This is a genomic window from Paraburkholderia sp. ZP32-5, from assembly GCF_021390495.1.
Taxonomy (GTDB): domain Bacteria; phylum Pseudomonadota; class Gammaproteobacteria; order Burkholderiales; family Burkholderiaceae; genus Paraburkholderia.
Genome location: NZ_JAJEJP010000002.1, coordinates 2197453 through 2214247, shown reverse-complemented (window position 1 = coordinate 2214247; position 16795 = coordinate 2197453). Strand labels below are relative to the sequence as shown.

The 16795-nt window shown below is 66.3% G+C and carries 16 protein-coding genes; 8 read left to right on the top strand and 8 right to left on the bottom strand.

Features of this window, described 5'->3' with window-relative positions; translation table 11 throughout:
* Positions 1-15: 15 nt before the first annotated feature.
* The 5 genes from L0U82_RS28590 to L0U82_RS28570 all read right to left on the bottom strand — a co-directional run bounded on the left by L0U82_RS28590 (position 16) and on the right by L0U82_RS28570 (position 6053).
* Positions 16-873: a formylmethanofuran dehydrogenase subunit C gene (locus tag L0U82_RS28590; RefSeq protein ID WP_233836367.1), complete on the bottom strand. Its 858-nt coding sequence runs from the start codon at positions 871-873 to the stop codon at positions 16-18.
* Positions 870-1829 (bottom strand): formylmethanofuran--tetrahydromethanopterin N-formyltransferase, encoded by a 960-nt coding sequence (gene fhcD / locus L0U82_RS28585; RefSeq protein ID WP_233837537.1) that lies wholly within the window; start codon positions 1827-1829, stop codon positions 870-872. Before fhcD ends, L0U82_RS28590 begins: the two co-directional genes overlap by 4 nt.
* Before the next feature lie 36 nt (positions 1830-1865).
* Positions 1866-3566: a formylmethanofuran dehydrogenase subunit A gene (locus L0U82_RS28580; RefSeq protein WP_233836366.1), complete on the bottom strand. Its 1701-nt coding sequence runs from the start codon at positions 3564-3566 to the stop codon at positions 1866-1868.
* Positions 3563-5011, bottom strand: a complete 1449-nt coding sequence (locus L0U82_RS28575) for a formylmethanofuran dehydrogenase (protein ID WP_233836365.1) — start codon at positions 5009-5011, stop codon at positions 3563-3565. The genes L0U82_RS28580 and L0U82_RS28575 overlap by 4 nt, the downstream gene beginning before the upstream one ends.
* A 292-nt stretch (positions 5012-5303) precedes the next feature.
* Positions 5304-6053, bottom strand: a complete 750-nt coding sequence (locus L0U82_RS28570) for a HisA/HisF-related TIM barrel protein (RefSeq protein WP_233836364.1) — start codon at positions 6051-6053, stop codon at positions 5304-5306.
* A 16-nt stretch (positions 6054-6069) separates the two neighbouring features.
* Here L0U82_RS28570 and L0U82_RS28565 point away from each other — a divergent pair, with 16 nt between their 5' ends.
* The 3 genes from L0U82_RS28565 (at position 6070) to L0U82_RS28555 (ending at position 9275) form a co-directional block, all read left to right on the top strand.
* Positions 6070-7149 (top strand): ATP-grasp domain-containing protein, encoded by a 1080-nt coding sequence (locus tag L0U82_RS28565; RefSeq protein WP_233836363.1) that lies wholly within the window; start codon positions 6070-6072, stop codon positions 7147-7149.
* Between the two features lie 54 nt (positions 7150-7203).
* Positions 7204-8418 (top strand): hydantoinase/oxoprolinase family protein, encoded by a 1215-nt coding sequence (locus L0U82_RS28560; protein ID WP_233836362.1) that lies wholly within the window; start codon positions 7204-7206, stop codon positions 8416-8418.
* Positions 8419-8684: 266 nt separating this feature from the next.
* Positions 8685-9275: an amino acid kinase family protein gene (locus L0U82_RS28555; RefSeq protein ID WP_233836361.1), complete on the top strand. Its 591-nt coding sequence runs from the start codon at positions 8685-8687 to the stop codon at positions 9273-9275.
* Between the two features lie 64 nt (positions 9276-9339).
* On the opposite strand, the gene L0U82_RS28550 is transcribed toward L0U82_RS28555, so the two are convergent.
* From L0U82_RS28550 to pqqA, 3 genes are all read right to left on the bottom strand, one after another.
* Complete coding sequence (locus L0U82_RS28550; RefSeq protein WP_233836360.1) at positions 9340-10080, bottom strand: (5-formylfuran-3-yl)methyl phosphate synthase; 741 nt, start codon at positions 10078-10080, stop codon at positions 9340-9342.
* Between the two features lie 21 nt (positions 10081-10101).
* Positions 10102-10707: a DUF447 domain-containing protein gene (locus tag L0U82_RS28545; protein WP_233836358.1), complete on the bottom strand. Its 606-nt coding sequence runs from the start codon at positions 10705-10707 to the stop codon at positions 10102-10104.
* A gap of 98 nt (positions 10708-10805) precedes the next feature.
* Positions 10806-10880: a pyrroloquinoline quinone precursor peptide PqqA gene (gene pqqA / locus L0U82_RS28540; RefSeq protein ID WP_113062024.1), complete on the bottom strand. Its 75-nt coding sequence runs from the start codon at positions 10878-10880 to the stop codon at positions 10806-10808.
* Between the two features lie 482 nt (positions 10881-11362).
* Between pqqA and L0U82_RS28535 the strand changes: the two genes are divergently transcribed.
* The 5 genes from L0U82_RS28535 to L0U82_RS28515 all read left to right on the top strand — a co-directional run bounded on the left by L0U82_RS28535 (position 11363) and on the right by L0U82_RS28515 (position 16715).
* Complete coding sequence (locus L0U82_RS28535; RefSeq protein WP_233836356.1) at positions 11363-12862, top strand: form I ribulose bisphosphate carboxylase large subunit; 1500 nt, start codon at positions 11363-11365, stop codon at positions 12860-12862.
* A 158-nt stretch (positions 12863-13020) separates the two neighbouring features.
* Positions 13021-13449, top strand: a complete 429-nt coding sequence (locus L0U82_RS28530; RefSeq protein ID WP_233836355.1) for a ribulose bisphosphate carboxylase small subunit — start codon at positions 13021-13023, stop codon at positions 13447-13449.
* A gap of 94 nt (positions 13450-13543) precedes the next feature.
* Positions 13544-14578, top strand: coding sequence for a CbbX protein (cbbX, locus tag L0U82_RS28525; protein WP_233836354.1), 1035 nt, complete (start codon positions 13544-13546; stop codon positions 14576-14578).
* Between the two features lie 27 nt (positions 14579-14605).
* The gene (locus L0U82_RS28520; protein WP_233836353.1) at positions 14606-15727 is read left to right on the top strand and encodes a class 1 fructose-bisphosphatase; all 1122 of its coding nucleotides are present in this window, start codon (positions 14606-14608) and stop codon (positions 15725-15727) included.
* Positions 15728-15842: 115 nt separating this feature from the next.
* Positions 15843-16715 carry a phosphoribulokinase gene (locus L0U82_RS28515; RefSeq protein WP_233836352.1) on the top strand — a complete coding sequence of 291 codons (873 nt, stop codon included), beginning with the start codon at positions 15843-15845 and terminating at the stop codon, positions 16713-16715.
* The last annotated feature ends 80 nt before the right edge of the window (positions 16716-16795 follow it).

Genomic DNA, 16795 nt, shown 5'->3' with positions numbered 1-16795 from the left:
GTCTCCTTGTGTGCTTCAGCCGGCGATCAGTATTTCGCCTCTACCGTCGACCGCCAGATCGCCCGAATAACGGGCCGGCAAGCGGTCCGTGCGCCACTGCGAAAAGGGAGCGATTTCCGCCGCGAGATTGCGCACGAGCAATGACCAGAATACGTCGAAACCCTGCCCGCCGCCGACGAATGTCGCCGGCCAGTGTGCGGGCCGCCGCGCGAGCAGCAAGGTGCCACGCCGCATCCCGTACGCGAAATGCGCGCCCAGTTGGCCCGCCACGCCGACGGTGCCCGCCACCAGCCGCGACGCGGCGAAGTCGCCCGCATCGCCGCCGACCAGCACGAGGCCGCGGCGCATCCGGTCGGCGAGCCGCGCGCCCACGTTGCCGTGGATCGTCAGCGTGCCGCCGCTCATGCCTTCCATGTCGCCGGTCAGCGCGCCCGCGACGAAATCGCCGCTGTTGCCGCGTACTGTCACGCGCCCGCCGCGCATTTCGCAGCCGGTGAAGTGGCCCGCGTCGCCGTCGATTTGCAGCGAGCCGCCGCTCATTCGCAAGCCGCTGTAGTCGCCGGTCGAGCCGTGTACCGTCAGGCAGCCGCCGTCCATGTCCGCGCCGACGCGGTCGAGCCATGGCGCCGCGCCGTCGATCACCAGCGCGGGGGTGTCGTGACCTGACTGCTTCGCAGCCGTACCGTCGTCGCGCCGCACGTCGAATACATCGCCGACTACACAGTGCTCGTTGCCGGCTGGCAGCACGATGCGTTCGATGTCGGCGACGCTCAGCGCCGCCAGCGCAAGCGGCCGCAGCGCGGCGGCATCGACGCGAAAGCCGGGCGCCGTCTTCACGCGCAACGTCGTGCTCGTGCTTGTGTTCGTGGTCATGCGCGGCTCCCGTCGAGCCCCGCCGCCAGCTCATGCAGATGGAAGTGATACGGCCCGAGCTTGCCGCCGTAGTTGCCCGCAGAAATCCGCAGCATGCCGGCCGCGCTGCCGAATTCGCAGGCCGCTGCAATGCCGGCTGTCATCGCCGCGCCGACATCGGCGTCGGTGAGCCCATCGATGACGATCTCCAGCACGCAGCCCACGTCCGCGCTCAATTCGCTGCGCGGCGACAGACCGATCAGGCTGGGGCAGAACGCGTCGTTGGTCGACGCGGTCGCGCCCGCGTATTTCGAGCCGACCTTCGATCCCGAGCGGACGATGCCGCCGGGGAACGGCATGATCACGTTCGGCAGCCGGCGCATTGCCGCGACCGCGGCCTCGGTGGCCGCGAGCGCGGCGTCGAGATCGCGCGCGAGCAGCAGCAGGTTGCCGCCGCCGACCGCCTTGACCGTCGCGGCCGTGTCTTCGCAGACGAACTCGCCGTCCATCACCGGCACGCGCCAGTAGCGCGTGTCGCCGATCATCTTCGCGATCTGCCAGCCGTCGCCGAAAAAGCGCAGCCCGCTGCCGAGCGGTGCGCGATCGGACAGCGGCGCGCGGCTCGTGGCCGTATCGATGCCGCCGAACACGGCAGTGCTCGGGCAGGTCAGCACGCACTGGCCAACGCGCCGGCCGATCTGCTTCGCGAGTTCCTTCGACGACACCGCGAATAGCAGCACCGCGACGCCGGGCCGTCCATCCGGTGTTTCGGCGGCCGACAGCAGGCGTTCGATGCCGGCCTCGCAGCCGCAGCCGATCACCGAGGTCGCGAAGCCCGTCAGCGAATTCGCCGCGTGCATCGCCCACACCGGCGTGTGCGCGGTGATCACGAGGCGCGTCGCCTTCATCGGAAAGGCTTCCGCGAAGGTCGCGTCGATTGCGGTGCCGTTGATCGCGAGCGTGGCGGGCGCGTTCATCGTGGGCGGTTCGGTTGGCATCGTTCGGCCGCTCGCTCAGGACTGAGCCAGGCATTCGACGGGCAGCAGACGCCCGCCTCGGCAGCAGCGGCAGATTTCGTCGTCGCTGATCGCCGCATGCGCGAAGTTGCTCGCCAGGTTCGCGTCGCTATACGCGCGAAGCGTCTTTTCGATGCCCCGGTCGAACTCCGGCGCGACGAAATGGATGCCGCCGGTCGGCGTCGCGACCAGCGTACCGTCGCGCGCGACCAGTTCGCCGTCCTTGAACACATAGGCCGGCGACGTGAACATCCGCTCGCGATCCGGCTCGTCGCGATAGACGGCGATATCGGCCGCCGCGCCCGCGCCGAGATGGCCGCGATCGCGCAAGCCAAGCAATCGAGCGGGGCCCGCGCGCGTGATGATCGCGATGTCGTACAGCGAGAATTCACGCTTCAGTTCCGGCAAGGCGCTCGCGACCTGCGCTTCGGGATGCAGCTTCGCCAGCTGCTCGTCGCGAAACGACTTGTCCATCAACAGCCGGATCAGATGCGGATAGCTGGTGAACGGGCCGCCGTTCGGATGATCGGTGGTCATCGCGACACGCCACGGGTCGTCGACCAGCAGGAAGATTTCCAGGCCGATGATCCATTGCAGCGCATTCACATAGCTTTGCTCGCGATAGCGGAACGGCACGACGCCGCAGCCGGCATCGCATTCGATATCGCCGGCTATCCACTTGTGCGGCTGCGCGAGCGGCGTGTTGCGGAACTGCATCATCGTGTCACCCGACGCAGTGACGGTCTGTCCAAAGATGATCTGGCCGACGTCGATCGATACATTTGGCCGCGCGTTCACCGCGTCGGCAATCTGCCGCGCGCCGGACGAAAACTTTTGCGGTCCTTCGGTTCCGTAGCTATGAAACTGGATATGCGTCAGATGGATCGGCAGGCCGTCGGCGGCGTCCATCGTCGCGATCGTCGACGCGATATTGCCGGGCACGCCGAGATTGCTTGCGTGCACATGCAGCGGATGCGGCACGCGCAGCTCGGTGAGCGCGCGCGACAGCGTGCGCAGCACGTCGCGCGGCGTGATGCCGTAATGCGTGTGCGCTTCGTCGACATCGAGCGACCGCTGGTTGAACTTGAACGCGGAGATGCCGCCGGGGTTCACGACCTTTACGCCGAGCGCCTTGCTCGCATGAATCGTCCAGCCGATGTAGTCGCGCAGCCGTTCGAAGTCGTCGCGCGCGGCCAGCATCTGCAGGAACAGTTCGTCGTTGCCGAGCATCACGTATGCGCCGTGATCGATGATCGGCGTATCGCCCATTTCGAGGTGCGTGTGGCGCGCGTTGGACGGCATCATCGCCGGCTCGAACGCGGCCGTGTAGCCCATCTCGGCATAGCGAAAGCCGGTCGCGAGCGTGCCGGGCGCGCACACGCCGCAAGACGGCAGGCGCAGATAGCGGCCCGCGTCGTCCCGTACCGATTCATACGCGGCATCGCGCGGTGTGTCGGCGCGATGGTCCTCGGGAAGCAACAGCCGCGACAGATTGGTCTTGCCGCCGCCGATATGCGAATGCAGGTCGATGCCGCCGGCCATCACGATCATGCCGGTCGCGTCGTATTCGCGATCGGCCGGCGTATTGGCATCGGCGTCGACGATGCGGCCGTCGCGGAACAGCAGATCGCGGCGCTCGCCGTTCACGTTGTGAACCGGATCGAACAGCATGCCGCCTTTGAGTCGGACGAGGCTCATGGGTGGGCCTCGTGGGTGGTTGGCTGTGCGTGCAACGGGTCGTTCAAGCGTTCATTTAGTTGCTCATTCAAGCGCGCAGCAAGCGATGCGACCGTTTCCAGCGCGGCGCCGCGCGCGGCGGCAAGCGGCATCACGACCGAACTGTCGACGCGAAACAGATGGCCGCCGCTATCGATGCCCGGCGTCGCGACCGGGATAAACACCGTGTTCGCGCCGCGCGCTTTCGCGGCATCGGCGAGCGCCGGATGGCCGAACACGATCAGCGGAAGCGCGGGATCGAGCGACGCGGGCCATGCATCCGGCGCAAAGCTCGCTATCCATAGCAGTGCATCCACCTCGCGTTCTGCGAGCAGCCGGCTCGTGCGATAGCGATACGGATCGTGATCGAGCGGCGCGGTCTGCGCGATGCGCGCGGGTGTCGCGACGCGCGTGCGCAGCGGCATGCCGGATAGCCACGTCACGGTCTGGTTGACCGTCGCCGCGCCGTCGTCGCCGCCGAGCGCGAGACAGGCCGCGCGCGTCGTGCGGTTCACCGTCTTGACGATCCGGTTCAGCGCTTCGATCAGCAGCGCCGCGTGCGGGCCGGGCAGCGCGGCGGGCTCGTAGACGATCACTGTGTAGTGCGCGGCTGCGATGCGTGCTTGCAGCGATGCGAGTGTTGCGACAGTTGCCGCCGTGCCGGTGTTATCGCGTGCGCCTTCGTCGGCGCGGCCCAACGTCGCGGCATCGCGCCCTTCGCTGAGTGCCGACCACAGCGCGAGCGTGTCGTACGGCTCGGCATCAGGCAGCACCGCTTCCACGCGCGTTTGCGCGAAGCCTTGCGCCGCCGGATCGACCTCGCCGCCGACGAACATCAGTTCGCGCGCGATCGCCGTGCCGCTCAGCACGCGCGTGAAAAAGCGCGGATAACGCCGCGACGGCTGGCAGCCGAAAAACACCAGCAGATCCGCGCGCGTGCGCACTTCAGAGAGCGTCGTGAAAAACGACCCGCGGTCCTGCAGCGCGAGCGTCGCGGCGCTCAATGCGTCGCCATGCAGATGATCGAGTATCGCGCCGCACGCGGCAGCGAGCGGATAGAGCGCGCGGGCGCCCGCGACATCGGTCGCGAGGCCGCCGAACAGCGGACGCCGCGCGTTCGCGAGCCATTGCGCGGCGCGTGTCAGCGCGGCGTCAATGTCGGTCTCGTTGCCCTCGACGCTGCTGCCGCATTGCGCATCCGCCGCGCCGTAACGCGCGAGCGCATCGGCAAGCCGTGGGCAATCCGCATCCGCCACGCTGAGCGCGCCGTCGTGCTGTGCGTCGGCGCTCAGGTGAGCACTGAGGTCGTCGCATAGCAGCGTGCAGAACGGGCAGGTCCAGTCGCGCGTGATGGCCGGAACGCGCGCGCCGGAGAGGCCCGGTGCGCTCGTGCTGGGCGGCGATGGATCGTTGGGCGAGAGGTGCATGGCGCACTTTTAGCAAGCTCCATGCCGATTGCGATGACGATGCGCAGGCGCAGCATCGGCACGGCGAGTCCGCACACGCAGCACGGTCGTGCGGCTTCGTGTTTAAGCGGATGACGGATTCGTTGCGCGGGTGCGAATGCGTGTCGATCGCGCGCGTGACATGCGGGCTCGAAGGCCGCTGCGTCTCACAGGTTGTGTGCGGAGCTGGAGCAGAGTGTCACGCGAATTTCGCGCAGCTTGTCGTTCGCTTACATTCGCAGGTTACTTACCGCGTGGCATGGAAATTGTATGGTCAAGCCGGCGTGGAATCGGAGCGCGTGGCGTCGATGTGCCGATCGTGCAGCGCCGATGCAACCAGCCAGGCCGTCGCGCCGGTGCGGGCCGCGGCGGCCATATCGTCGCGATTGCGGATGCCGCCCGCGCCGATCACCGTGGTGTGCGCGGCGGCACGTGAGCGGATGCGTTCGAAGCTGGCGAGATCGGGGCCGGCGTAGCTGCCCACCTGGTCGAGTGTCATCGCGATCACGCGCGACGGCCACCATGCCGATGAAGGGTCGAGTTCGGCGGCGGTCAGCAGTTGGCCCGCGCGGTGATCGAGCGACAGGATCGGGGCAAGGCCGTCGGCTTGCGACGCGCGCAACGCGTCGATGTCGCGCAGCGACTCGGTGCCGAATATGGGCACGAGCGTCGCGAGTTGTGGGGCAGTGGGGGCGTGTGCGTCGCCATGTGCGTCGATGCGATCGAACAGCGCGCGCATCGATGCGTAGTCGGTGAAGCCCGCATCGAGCCACAGCTCGACGCCGGGCAGCGCGGCGCGCACCGCGGCGAGCGTCGACGCATGCGCGCCGTGCCGCAGGATCGCGCCGAGGTCGGCGATATAGAGCGTGCTTGCGCCGCTGGCCTCGAGCAGCGCGGCAGCGATGGCAAGCGGCTCGCTGCTCGCGGCGAGGCGGGACTGGATCGGCCGATAGGCACTGCGTTCGCCGCGCACCGCGCGCACGACGTGGCCGTCGAGCAGATCGATAACCGGTATCACCTGCATGTGGGGGCGCGTTCCTTTGACCAAGATCTTTGTCTACGAGTATCTCACCGGCGGCGGCATCGATCCCGAACTGGCCGGCGCGGGCAGTCTCGCCGACCTGAGCGCGCTGATCGTCGAAGGACGGGTGATGCGCGACGCGCTGGTCGCCGATCTGCGCGAAGTCGACGGCGTCGAGGTCACGTTCGCGACGTCGCGCTTCGAAACGCTTGGCGCGGGTGACGCCCATTGTATGGCCGCGCCCGGCGAATCGATGACGGCCTTCGTCGCGCGCGCGGCGCGCGAGCACGATTACGCGTGGATCATCGCGCCGGAATGCGACGGCCTGCTGCTGCGTTTTCATGATGCGGTCGGCAGCGCGCGCTGGCTCGGCTGCGCGAAGGAGGCGATTCGCGTCACGTCGAGCAAGAGCGCGACCGCCGCGTGCCTGGCCACGCACGGCATCGCGACGACGCCCGCGCTGGAGCCGGGCCTCGTGGGTGAGCCGGACGAGTCGGGCGAAGACGACGCGGAGCGCTGGGTCGTCAAGCCGGACGACGGCGCGGGCGGCCTCGACACGATCGTATTCGAGCGCTTCGCCGATGCCTGCGCTGAATACGACGCGCGTGCGGCGGCGGCGCGCAATCCGGTGCTGCAGGCGTGGGTCGACGGCGAGCCGTTGAGCCTGTCGCTGATCTGCCGCGACGGCGGCACCGAACTCGTCAGCATCAATCGGCAGCAGATCGGTTTGAGCGGTGAATACACGGCTAATCACATGGAGAATCACGCGGCACAAATCGTCGAATTCGATGGCGTGCTGGTCGATCAGATCGATCGTCTCAGCGACCAGGGCCGCGTGCTGCATGCGCTCGCGCAGCGTGTCGCGCGAGCGATACCGGGCTTGCGTGGCTTCGTCGGTATCGATGTGGTGTGGCATCCGCGCCGTGGGCCGGTCGTGATCGAAGTGAATCCGCGTCTGACGGTCGCGTATGCGGGCTTGTCGGCGGCACGCGGCGGCACACTCGCGCGCGCGTTGCTCGACGCGCACGGCGTACGGGTCGGGCGATCCACGACGGCGCGGACCGATTCGTTGCGGCGAGCTTCCGAGCTGCGGCCTTGAGTGTGTTAGGTGGCCATCAGATGGCGACGAGGTGGCAATGAGGTGGCAAACGAAATGGCGAATGCAACGGTGAAAGCGGCGAACGAAGCGGCAAACGGACCAGCGACCGGAGCGGCTAGTGGAGCAGCTAACGACGCTGCGGACGCCGCGGCGGTGTTCGGCTGGGACGTCGGTGGCGCGCATGTGAAGGTGTCGCTGGCCGACGATGGCGGCGCGGTGCGCGATGTCGCGCAATGGGCGTGTCCGCTGTGGCAGGGGCTCGACCATCTGGAGACCACGATCGGCCTCGTTTTCGAACGCTGGCCGCAGGCTCGCGCGGCCACCGCGCGGCACGCGGTGACGATGACCGGCGAGATGGTCGATCTGTTCGCGGATCGCGCGGATGGCGTGCGCGCGATCGTCGCCACGCTCGCGCGGCGGCTTGGCGCGCAGTCGTCCACGCGCGCGCCGTCGCGGTTGCGCTTTTATGCCGGCGAGACCGGCTGGCTCGCCGCCGATGACTGCGCGGCCGGCTGGCGTGATGTCGCGTCGGCGAACTGGCTCGCCACCGCGAACTGGGTTCGCACCCGCGTGGCGGACGCGGTGCTGATCGATATCGGCAGCACGACCACCGACATCATTCCGATCGTCGACGGCCAGGTGGCCGCGCGTGCCACGACCGATGCCGGCCGGCTCGCGACTGGCGAACTCGTGTATCAGGGCGTGGTGCGCACGCCGTTGTGCGGTGTCGCGCATTGCATCGAATTCGCGGGCGTCACGGTCAACGTGATGAACGAATGGTTTGCGACGACCGCCGACGTCTACCGGCTGACCGGCGAACTGGATCCGCTGCACGACGTGCAGCCGAGCGCCGACCAGGGACCGAAGACACCGGCGGCAAGTCGTGCGCGAATCGCGCGCATGATCGGACGCGACGCGCACGAAGCGAGCGAGTGCGCGTGGCTGGGTTTCGCGCAGCGCTGGCGCGCGCTGCAGTTGCGCGAAATCGGCGCGAATCTGGCGCGCGTGGTGGCCGCGCATCCGGCGCTCGTCAGCGCGCCGCTGGTCGGCGCCGGCTGCGGACGGTTTCTGGTCACCGCGCTCGCGCGCGACGAGGCGCGCGGCTATATCGACTTCGGCGCGCTGGCGGGCGTGCCGGACGAATGCGCCGGGTGGGCGGCGACATGCGCACCGAGCGTCGCGGTCGCGTTGCTGGCGGCGGGTGAGTTGCCGGTGGGGCGGCGGGGTGAGCGGCGGGTGGCGGCGCGGGTGGGGTCGCGTGCGGCGTGATGGGCTGTAGGAAGGGCGCTAAATGAGGGGCTGTGCGAAAGGGCTGTACGAAGCGGGTATACGAAGGGGCTATACGAAGGGGCAGTGCGAAGGGGCAGTGCGAAAGGACCTATGCGGGGCGTATCAAGCGATCCACGAAGCGTCGTCGCCTGAAAGGACGCGCACAAAGGACCGTGTGGTGGGAAATAAGCGAATTGCAGCGTGCACGCGGTTTGAAACATGACGGAACCCAGCCGGGCACTCAACTGGACGCGAGGACAACAGTCATGTGGGTGGTCAAGATCGGAGGCAGTCTGAGTCACGACCCGGCGCTGCGCCACTGGCTCGGCGAACTATGCGAAGTCGGCGGCGGACGGGTCGTGATCGTGCCCGGCGGCGGCGATTTCGCGGACAAAGTGCGGCAATACCAGAATGAATGGCGTTTCGACGATCTCGCCGCGCACAACATGTGTCTGCTCGCGATGACGCAATACGCGCTGCTGATGCAGGGGGTGGCGCCGGAACTCGTGCTCGCGTCGAGCGAGGCGAAGATCCGCCGCACGCTGCGCGACGGCCATGTCGCCGTGTGGGTGCCGACCGCGCTGATGCGCGACACGCCCGACGCGATGAGCAACTGGGACACGACCTCGGACAGCCTCGCCGCGTGGCTGTCGACGATGCTCAACGCGGAGCGGCTGATCGTCGTGAAATCCTGCCCGATCGCCGCGGACGACCCGCTGGAGACACTGGCCGCGGCGGGGGTCGTCGACGGCAAGTTCGTCGACCACGTGAGCGATGCGAACTATGTGGTCGAACTGTTCGACAAGAATAATGTGGCGCTGATGCGCGACCGGTTGCTGAATATTCCGGTTGCCTGAATGATTGGGCGAGCGGTGTGATCGGCGCGCCGCTAACGGACGCGCCTCTCATCGATCCATCGCTTCACCGCCGCGCCGCATCTCCAACACCCACCGCCGCATCCCCACCCGCGCCACGCCCACCCAGCGGCCGATGCAACGCGCTAGCCCACTGCGCGACGCGCTCCGGATCGAGCCGCGACCGCCTTCCATCACTGCACAGTGCGGTGCGAAAACCTGCCACGTCGGGCGCGAGCGCGCGGATCTGCGCGAGTTGCGCCCAGCCGAGCGCGCCGGCGATGCCGACCATCGCGCCGCGCTGGCGCGCGAGCCGCAACCAGCGCGCGAGCGTGTCGACATCGACGTGATCGAACAGCGTGCCGCCGTCCTTGCTCGCGGTATCGAACATCACACCGGCAAAGCCGAGCGCGGCCGTGTGCGCGACCAGGTCGTCGTCCATGCCGCCGTCGCACAGCAGCACCGGCACGACGGTGGCCGGCAAACTGGCAAGCTGCTCGATGCAACGCCGCGCGGCCGGTCCGCGCGCGATGCCGACTTTCACATAGTCGACGCCCGCGTCACTGACCTCGATCACGCGCGTGGCGATCTCGTCGGCCGCATCGGCCGGCACATCGCCGATCGCCGCGCTGATCGGCTTGACCGGATAGCGCGCGCGCAACTGCCGCGCAATGTTCGCGATGTCGCCGATCGCAAGGCCGCCGAGCGCGCCGTCGTTCGGCTCTTTCAGGTCGATCAGTTCGGCGCCCGCGCGAGCGGCGTCGAATGCTTCGTCATCCGAGCGAACGCTCGCGAGCAATGCGGTCATCGGGATTCTCCGAGGAACGGGTCAATGATGTACAGCGGCGGCGTGCCCGCTAGCACTGGGCGACGCTTCGAGACTCGCGCGATGCCGCGCGACCGCGGCGACGAGCCAGCCCCATGCGGTGCGCTCGTGCTCGCCGGCGGTCTTGTCGATCGCGATTTGCAGATACGCCATTTCGCTATCGATCTTTTCCGGCGGCAGCATAAAGAGCCGGCTCACCAGAATCGCGCCTTCCACCACTGCCGATTGCGCGCGGTTGAAACCGGCGAACGGCGCATGGTTTTCGCGGTGCACGCATTTCATATAGAGCACCGGGCGCTGCGCATCGTCGCGCAGTTCGTCGAGTTCGAGCTCGGCATGCGCGAGCGATTCGACAAGCCGCACGCTGGCGACGCGGCTCGCGGCCACGGTCGGCCAGTCGGTTGCGCAGTGCGTGACGCAGCCCGCGAAGATGCGCACGTCGGTGGTGAAATTCAGAACCGCCGCGCGCGACGCAACGATATTGTCGAGCGTCGTGGACGGACGGAAAGGAGAGAGGATGATGCGCTCACCCTCGTAGCGCGCGCCCATCGGCGCGATATGTGGACGGCCATCACACGCTGCCGTGGTAACGATCGTTTCGTGGATCATGGCTGGTAACGCGTGTCCCGACAGCGGAGGGGCCGACCGGTTAAGTGAAGAAAAAAACCAACCGTGAAGGGGCCGCGGCGTGCGGCCCGATCGCGGGCTTAACGCGTAGCGACATACATCACGATTTCAAAACCGAGGCGTACGTCGGTATAGCTCGGAGTCGTCCATTGCATACGTGCTTCCTCCACAGGTTGAAACAGCGTTGCGCCGCCGGCCCGGCATGATGCCGGGTTGCGACGGCAGCCGGCATTACGCAAGCTCCATGCCCACGTGTGCCGACGGCACGAAATGACGGTGTTTTTCCGGCTGGCAATACAGCGCCTGCCGAATTGCACCGTCACGACGATCGCGCGGCCGACCAGACGAACGCCGCCGCGCGGTGTGGCGAAAACGAAGCAAAGTGTCTCATCGCAGGACGTGGCACCTGTGGGCGTTGTCACGCCCTTATCGCATCGCCGTACCGGACATTCTGCACCTATTCCCGTCGCGCGTGCTGGGAGCGCGCATCACGATGCGCAAGTCGAGGGGAGAAATAACCGATACGTTAAGTCTGCCGAATGAAATCGTGAATTCCCCTTCGCGGCGTCGCTGCCTACAGTGCAACTCAAGCGCTTCGTTCTTCCGGCAGCGCGCTTGCCACCTTCGAGGACACGTCATGAACGATTTCAGTCAGCCGGCGCTCGAGCCGGAACATCAGCAGCGTAATCCGCGCAATCCACGCGAGCGGTACGCGGCGGGCGTCATGAAATACCGTGAGATGGGTTACTGGCAACCGGATTACGAGCCGAAAGAGACCGACGTGATCGCGCTGTTTCGCATCACGCCGCAACCGGGTGTCGAGCCGGAGGAAGCGGCGGCCGCGGTGGCGGGCGAATCGTCGACGGCGACATGGACAGTGGTATGGACCGACCGGCTGACCGCCTGCGACATGTATCGCGCGAAGGCGTATCGCGTCGAGCCGGTGCCGGTCTCGCGCGCCGACGAGCCGCAGTACTTCGCGTATATCGCTTATGAACTCGATCTGTTCGAAGAGGGCTCGGTCGCGAACTTGACCGCGTCGATCATCGGTAACGTGTTCGGCTTCAAGCCGCTCAAAGCGCTGCGTCTCGAAGACATGCGCATTCCCGTTGCGTATCTGAAGACCTTCCAGGGGCCGCCGACCGGCATCGTGGTCGAGCGCGAACGGCTCGATAAATACGGGCGCCCACTGCTCGGCGCAACCGTGAAGCCGAAGCTCGGTCTGTCGGGCAAGAACTATGGGCGCGTCGTGTACGAAGGCCTGCGCGGCGGACTCGATTTTCTGAAGGACGACGAGAACATCAACTCGCAGGCATTCATGCATTGGCGCGACCGCTTCCTGTTCTCGATGGATGCAGTGAACCGCGCGCAGGCCGAAACCGGCGAAGTCAAAGGTCACTATATGAACGTGACCGCCGGCACGATGGAAGACATGTACGAGCGCGCCGAATTCGCGAAGGAACTCGGCTCGTGCATCGTGATGATCGATCTCGTGATCGGCTGGACCGCGATCCAGTCGATGTCGCGCTGGGCCCGCAAGAACGACATGATCCTGCATCTGCATCGCGCGGGGCATGGCACGTACACGCGGCAACGCAATCACGGCATCTCGTTTCGCGTGATCGCCAAATGGCTGCGCATGGCGGGCGTCGATCATGCGCATGCGGGCACGGCGGTCGGCAAGCTCGAAGGCGATCCGCTGTCGGTGCAGGGCTATTACAACGTGTGCCGCGACGCGCACAACGCGGTCGATCTGTCGCGCGGCATCTTCTTCGATCAGCCGTGGGCCGGCTTGCGCAAGGTGATGCCGGTGGCCTCGGGCGGGATTCACGCGGGGCAGATGCATCAGCTGCTCGATCTGTTCGGCGACGACGCGATCCTGCAGTTCGGCGGCGGCACGATCGGTCATCCGGCCGGTATCCAGGCCGGCGCGACCGCGAATCGCGTCGCGCTCGAAGCGATGGTCAAGGCGCGCAACGAGGGCCGCGACATCGTCAACGAAGGGCCCGACGTGCTCGAAGCCGCCGCGCGCTGGTGCACGCCGTTGAAGCAGGCGCTCGATACGTGGCGCGACGTGACGTTCAACTACGCGTCGACCGATACGCCCGATTTCGCCGTGACGCCGACGGCGGCCTGAGTTTTATCGAATCGCGGCGACGGCTGGCAGCTTCACGAGCAGCTTCATAAAAGGCAACTCGCAACGCGATGCAACGGCATCGCGCGGGGGCACCGTCGACGCCGTTTTTCGCCGCGATATTCAGTGACATCCAGCGATATTCATCAACGAGGTTCGTCATGCGCATTACACAAGGAACGTTCTCCTTTCTGCCGGAGCTGACCGACGAGGAAATCGGCTTGCAGATCGACTATGCGTTGCGCCAGGGCTGGGCATGTTCGGTCGAATTCACCGACGACCCGCATCCGCGCAACACGTACTGGGAAATGTGGGGGCTGCCGATGTTCGATCTGCGCGACGCGGCCGGCGTGTTGCAGGAAGTGAAGGCCTGCCGCGAAGCGCGTCCGCAGTACTACATCAAGGTCAATGCGTTCGATTCGGTGCGCACGTTCGAGACGATGCGGCTGTCGTTCATCGTCAACCGGCCGGACGTCGAGCCGGGCTTCCGTCTGACGCGCCAGGACGCGCCGGGGCGCACGCAGCGCTACAGCCTGTCCAGCTATGCGGGCGACCGGCCGGCGGGCGAGCGTTACGGCCCGGCCAGCTAACCCGAGCCGGTCTCAGCGAAGCATCCAGCATCCGGCGATTCGCAACGGGCCAGGTGACACCTGACGAACGGCCGGCGCATCGCAAGGAGGAACCATGACAGACGATACTGCCATCGCGGACGCCCTCTCGCCGTCCGCCACGCAAACCGGTGATGCGCGTGCCGCGCAGCAGGCATCCCAGCCCGCGCCCCAGGTCGATCTGGCCGCGCTGTATCGCGACTCCGGTATCAGCGACGTGCTCGCCGAACTCGATCGCGATCTGGCCGGGCTCGCGCCGGTCAAGACCCGCATTCGCGAGGTCGCCGCGCATCTGCTGGTCGAACGCGCGCGCGCTTCGCTCGGCCTCGCCGGCGGCGCGCCGACGCTGCATATGTGCTTCTCCGGCAACCCCGGCACCGGCAAGACAACGGTCGCGTTGCGTATGGCCGAGGTGCTGCACCGGCTCGGCTATATCCGTCGCAATCATCTGGTCTCGGTCACGCGTGACGATCTGGTCGGCCAGTACATCGGTCATACCGCGCCGAAAACGCGCGATGTACTGAAGCGCGCGATGGGCGGCGTGCTGTTCATCGACGAAGCGTATTACCTGTATCGCCCGGAAAACGAGCGCGACTACGGCCAGGAAGCGATCGAAATCCTGTTGCAGACGATGGAGAACCAGCGCAGCGATCTGGTCGTGATTCTGGCCGGCTACGCGTCGCGGATGGAAGTGTTCTTCGAGAGCAATCCGGGTTTCCGTTCGCGGATCGCGCATCACATCACGTTCCCCGATTACAGTGAAACGGAACTGCTCGACATCGCCGCGCGCATGCTCGACACGATGCATTACCGCTTCGATGCCGCATCGCAACGCGCGTTCGCCGATTATCTGGCGCGGCGCATCCGTCAGCCGAACTTCGCCAATGCGCGCTCGGTGCGCAACGCGCTCGACCGCGCGCGGCTGCGCCAGGCGAACCGTTTGTTCGCGAGCGCATTGCAGGGCGGCCAGCCGATCGACGCCGCGACGCTGACGCTGATCGACGCCGCCGACGTGCGCGCGAGCCGCGTATTCGATGAGCCGTCGTCATCGTCATCGTCGCCGCCGCCGCCGTTAGAAGCGGCGCGCACCGCGACTGCGCCGTCCGCGTGAACCAAAACATCTTCCAGGGAGAACGCCATGCAGGACGGACGCACGACACTTTCGAAATTCCTGATCGACACGCTCGATCGCCAGCCCGGTTGCACCGGCGCGCCGGAAACGGCGGGACTGTCGGCGTTGCTGATCGATGTGGCCGCAGCGATCAAATCGATCTCGGCGATGCTGACCAAAGGCGCGCTCGGCGGCAACTACGGCTCCGCGCAAACCGTCAACACGCACGGCGAGGAGCAGAAAAAGCTCGACGTCGCGACCAACGAAATCTTCGTGCAGCAATGCGAATGGGACGGGCTGCTCGCGGCGATGGTGTCCGAGGAAATGGAGCACGTGTACGCGATTCCGTCCGAGTACCCGCGCGGCGAGTATCTGCTCGCATTCGATCCGCTCGATGGCTCGTCGAATATCGACATCAATGGTGTGGTCGGGTCGATCTTCTCGGTGCTGCGCGTGGGCGAATCGGCCCAATGCGCGGAAGGCATGGAAGCGGCGGCTTGCGAGGCCGCGTTTCTGCGCCCCGGCTGCGAACAGGTCGCGGCCGGCTACGCGGTGTATGGACCATCGACGATGCTGGTGCTGTCGGTCGGCAACGGCACGCACGGCTTCACGCTGGAGCGCGAGATCGGCAATTTCGTGCTCACGCATTCGAATATCCGGATTCCCGACGATACCGCCGAATTCGCGATCAACGCATCGAACGAGCGCTTCTGGGAACCGCCGGTGCGTCGCTATGTACAGGAATGCAAGGACGGGCGCAGCGGCTGCCGCGCGCGCGACTTCAATATGCGCTGGATCGCGTCGATGGTCGCGGAAGTGCATCGCATCCTGATGCGCGGCGGCGTGTTCATGTACCCGCGCGATTCGAAAACGCCCGCAATGGAAGGGCGCTTGCGGCTGCTCTACGAGGCGAACCCGATGAGCTTTCTGATTGAGCAGGCAGGCGGTCTGTCGATCACTGGGCGCGAGCGCATTCTCGACGTCCGTCCGCGTTCGCTGCATGGCCGCGTGCCGGTGATCCTCGGCTCGAAGAACGAGGTGGAGCGCATCGCGCGCTATCACGGTGAATACGACCGCGGCGAGGACAAGCCCTTTACGTCGCCGCTATTCGGCACGCGCTCGCTGTTTTTGCCCGACTTTACCGCTTGAAGCGCGGTGCGGTTGAGTGGGCCGGCGGGAGATCGAGCACGGCTCGCTCGCGCGGCCACCACTCGCCGATGCGACAACGACAGCGCACAGAACACAGTCATCCGGAGACAAACGCATGTCAGTCAAACATCCGATCATCGCGGTGACCGGCTCCAGCGGCGCGGGCACCACCACCGTCATGAAGAGCTTCATGCATATCTTCAGACGCGAGCACATCAACGCGCAGATCGTCGAAGGCGACGCGTTCCATCGCTACGACCGCAACGGCATGCGCGCGGCGATGCAGGAACGCGAACGCGACGGCGTGTCGAATTTCAGCCATTTCGGCCCGGAAGCGAATCTGCTCGAAGAGCTGGAGGCGCTGTTCACGAGCTATGGAGAAAGCGGCAGCGGCCAGTTTCGCCACTATGTGCACGATGCCGGCGAAGCGGTGCTGTACAAACAGGACGGCGGCACCTTCACGCCATGGGAGGACGTCGCGCCCGACACCGACCTGATGTTCTACGAGGGGCTGCACGGCGCGGCCGTGACCGACAAGGTGGATATCGCGCGGCACGCGGATCTGCTGATCGGTGTCGTGCCGATCATCAACCTCGAATGGATCCAGAAGCTGCACCGCGATCAGACGATGCGCGGCTACACGCACGAAGCGGTGGTCGACACGATTCTGCGGCGCATGCCGGACTACGTGAACTACATCTGCCCGCAGTTCTCGCGCACGCATGTGAATTTTCAGCGCGTGCCGACGGTGGACACGTCGAATCCGTTTATCGCCCGTGAGATTCCGCAGCCGGACGAGAGCTTCGTCGTGATCCGCTTCGCGCGGCCGAAGGGGATCGACTTTCAGTATCTGCTGACGATGCTGCACGACTCGTTCATGTCGCGCCCGAATGTGATCGTCGTGCCGGGCGGCAAGATGGGACTCGCGATGCAACTGATCTTCACGCCGATGATTCTGCAACTGATCGACCGGCGCGCGCGAGCCTGATATCGGTCTGAGATCCGCGCGCTGTTGTGCCCGATGCGCGCCTAATGCATGCCCGACGTTCATTTCGCAAAGGAGAGATT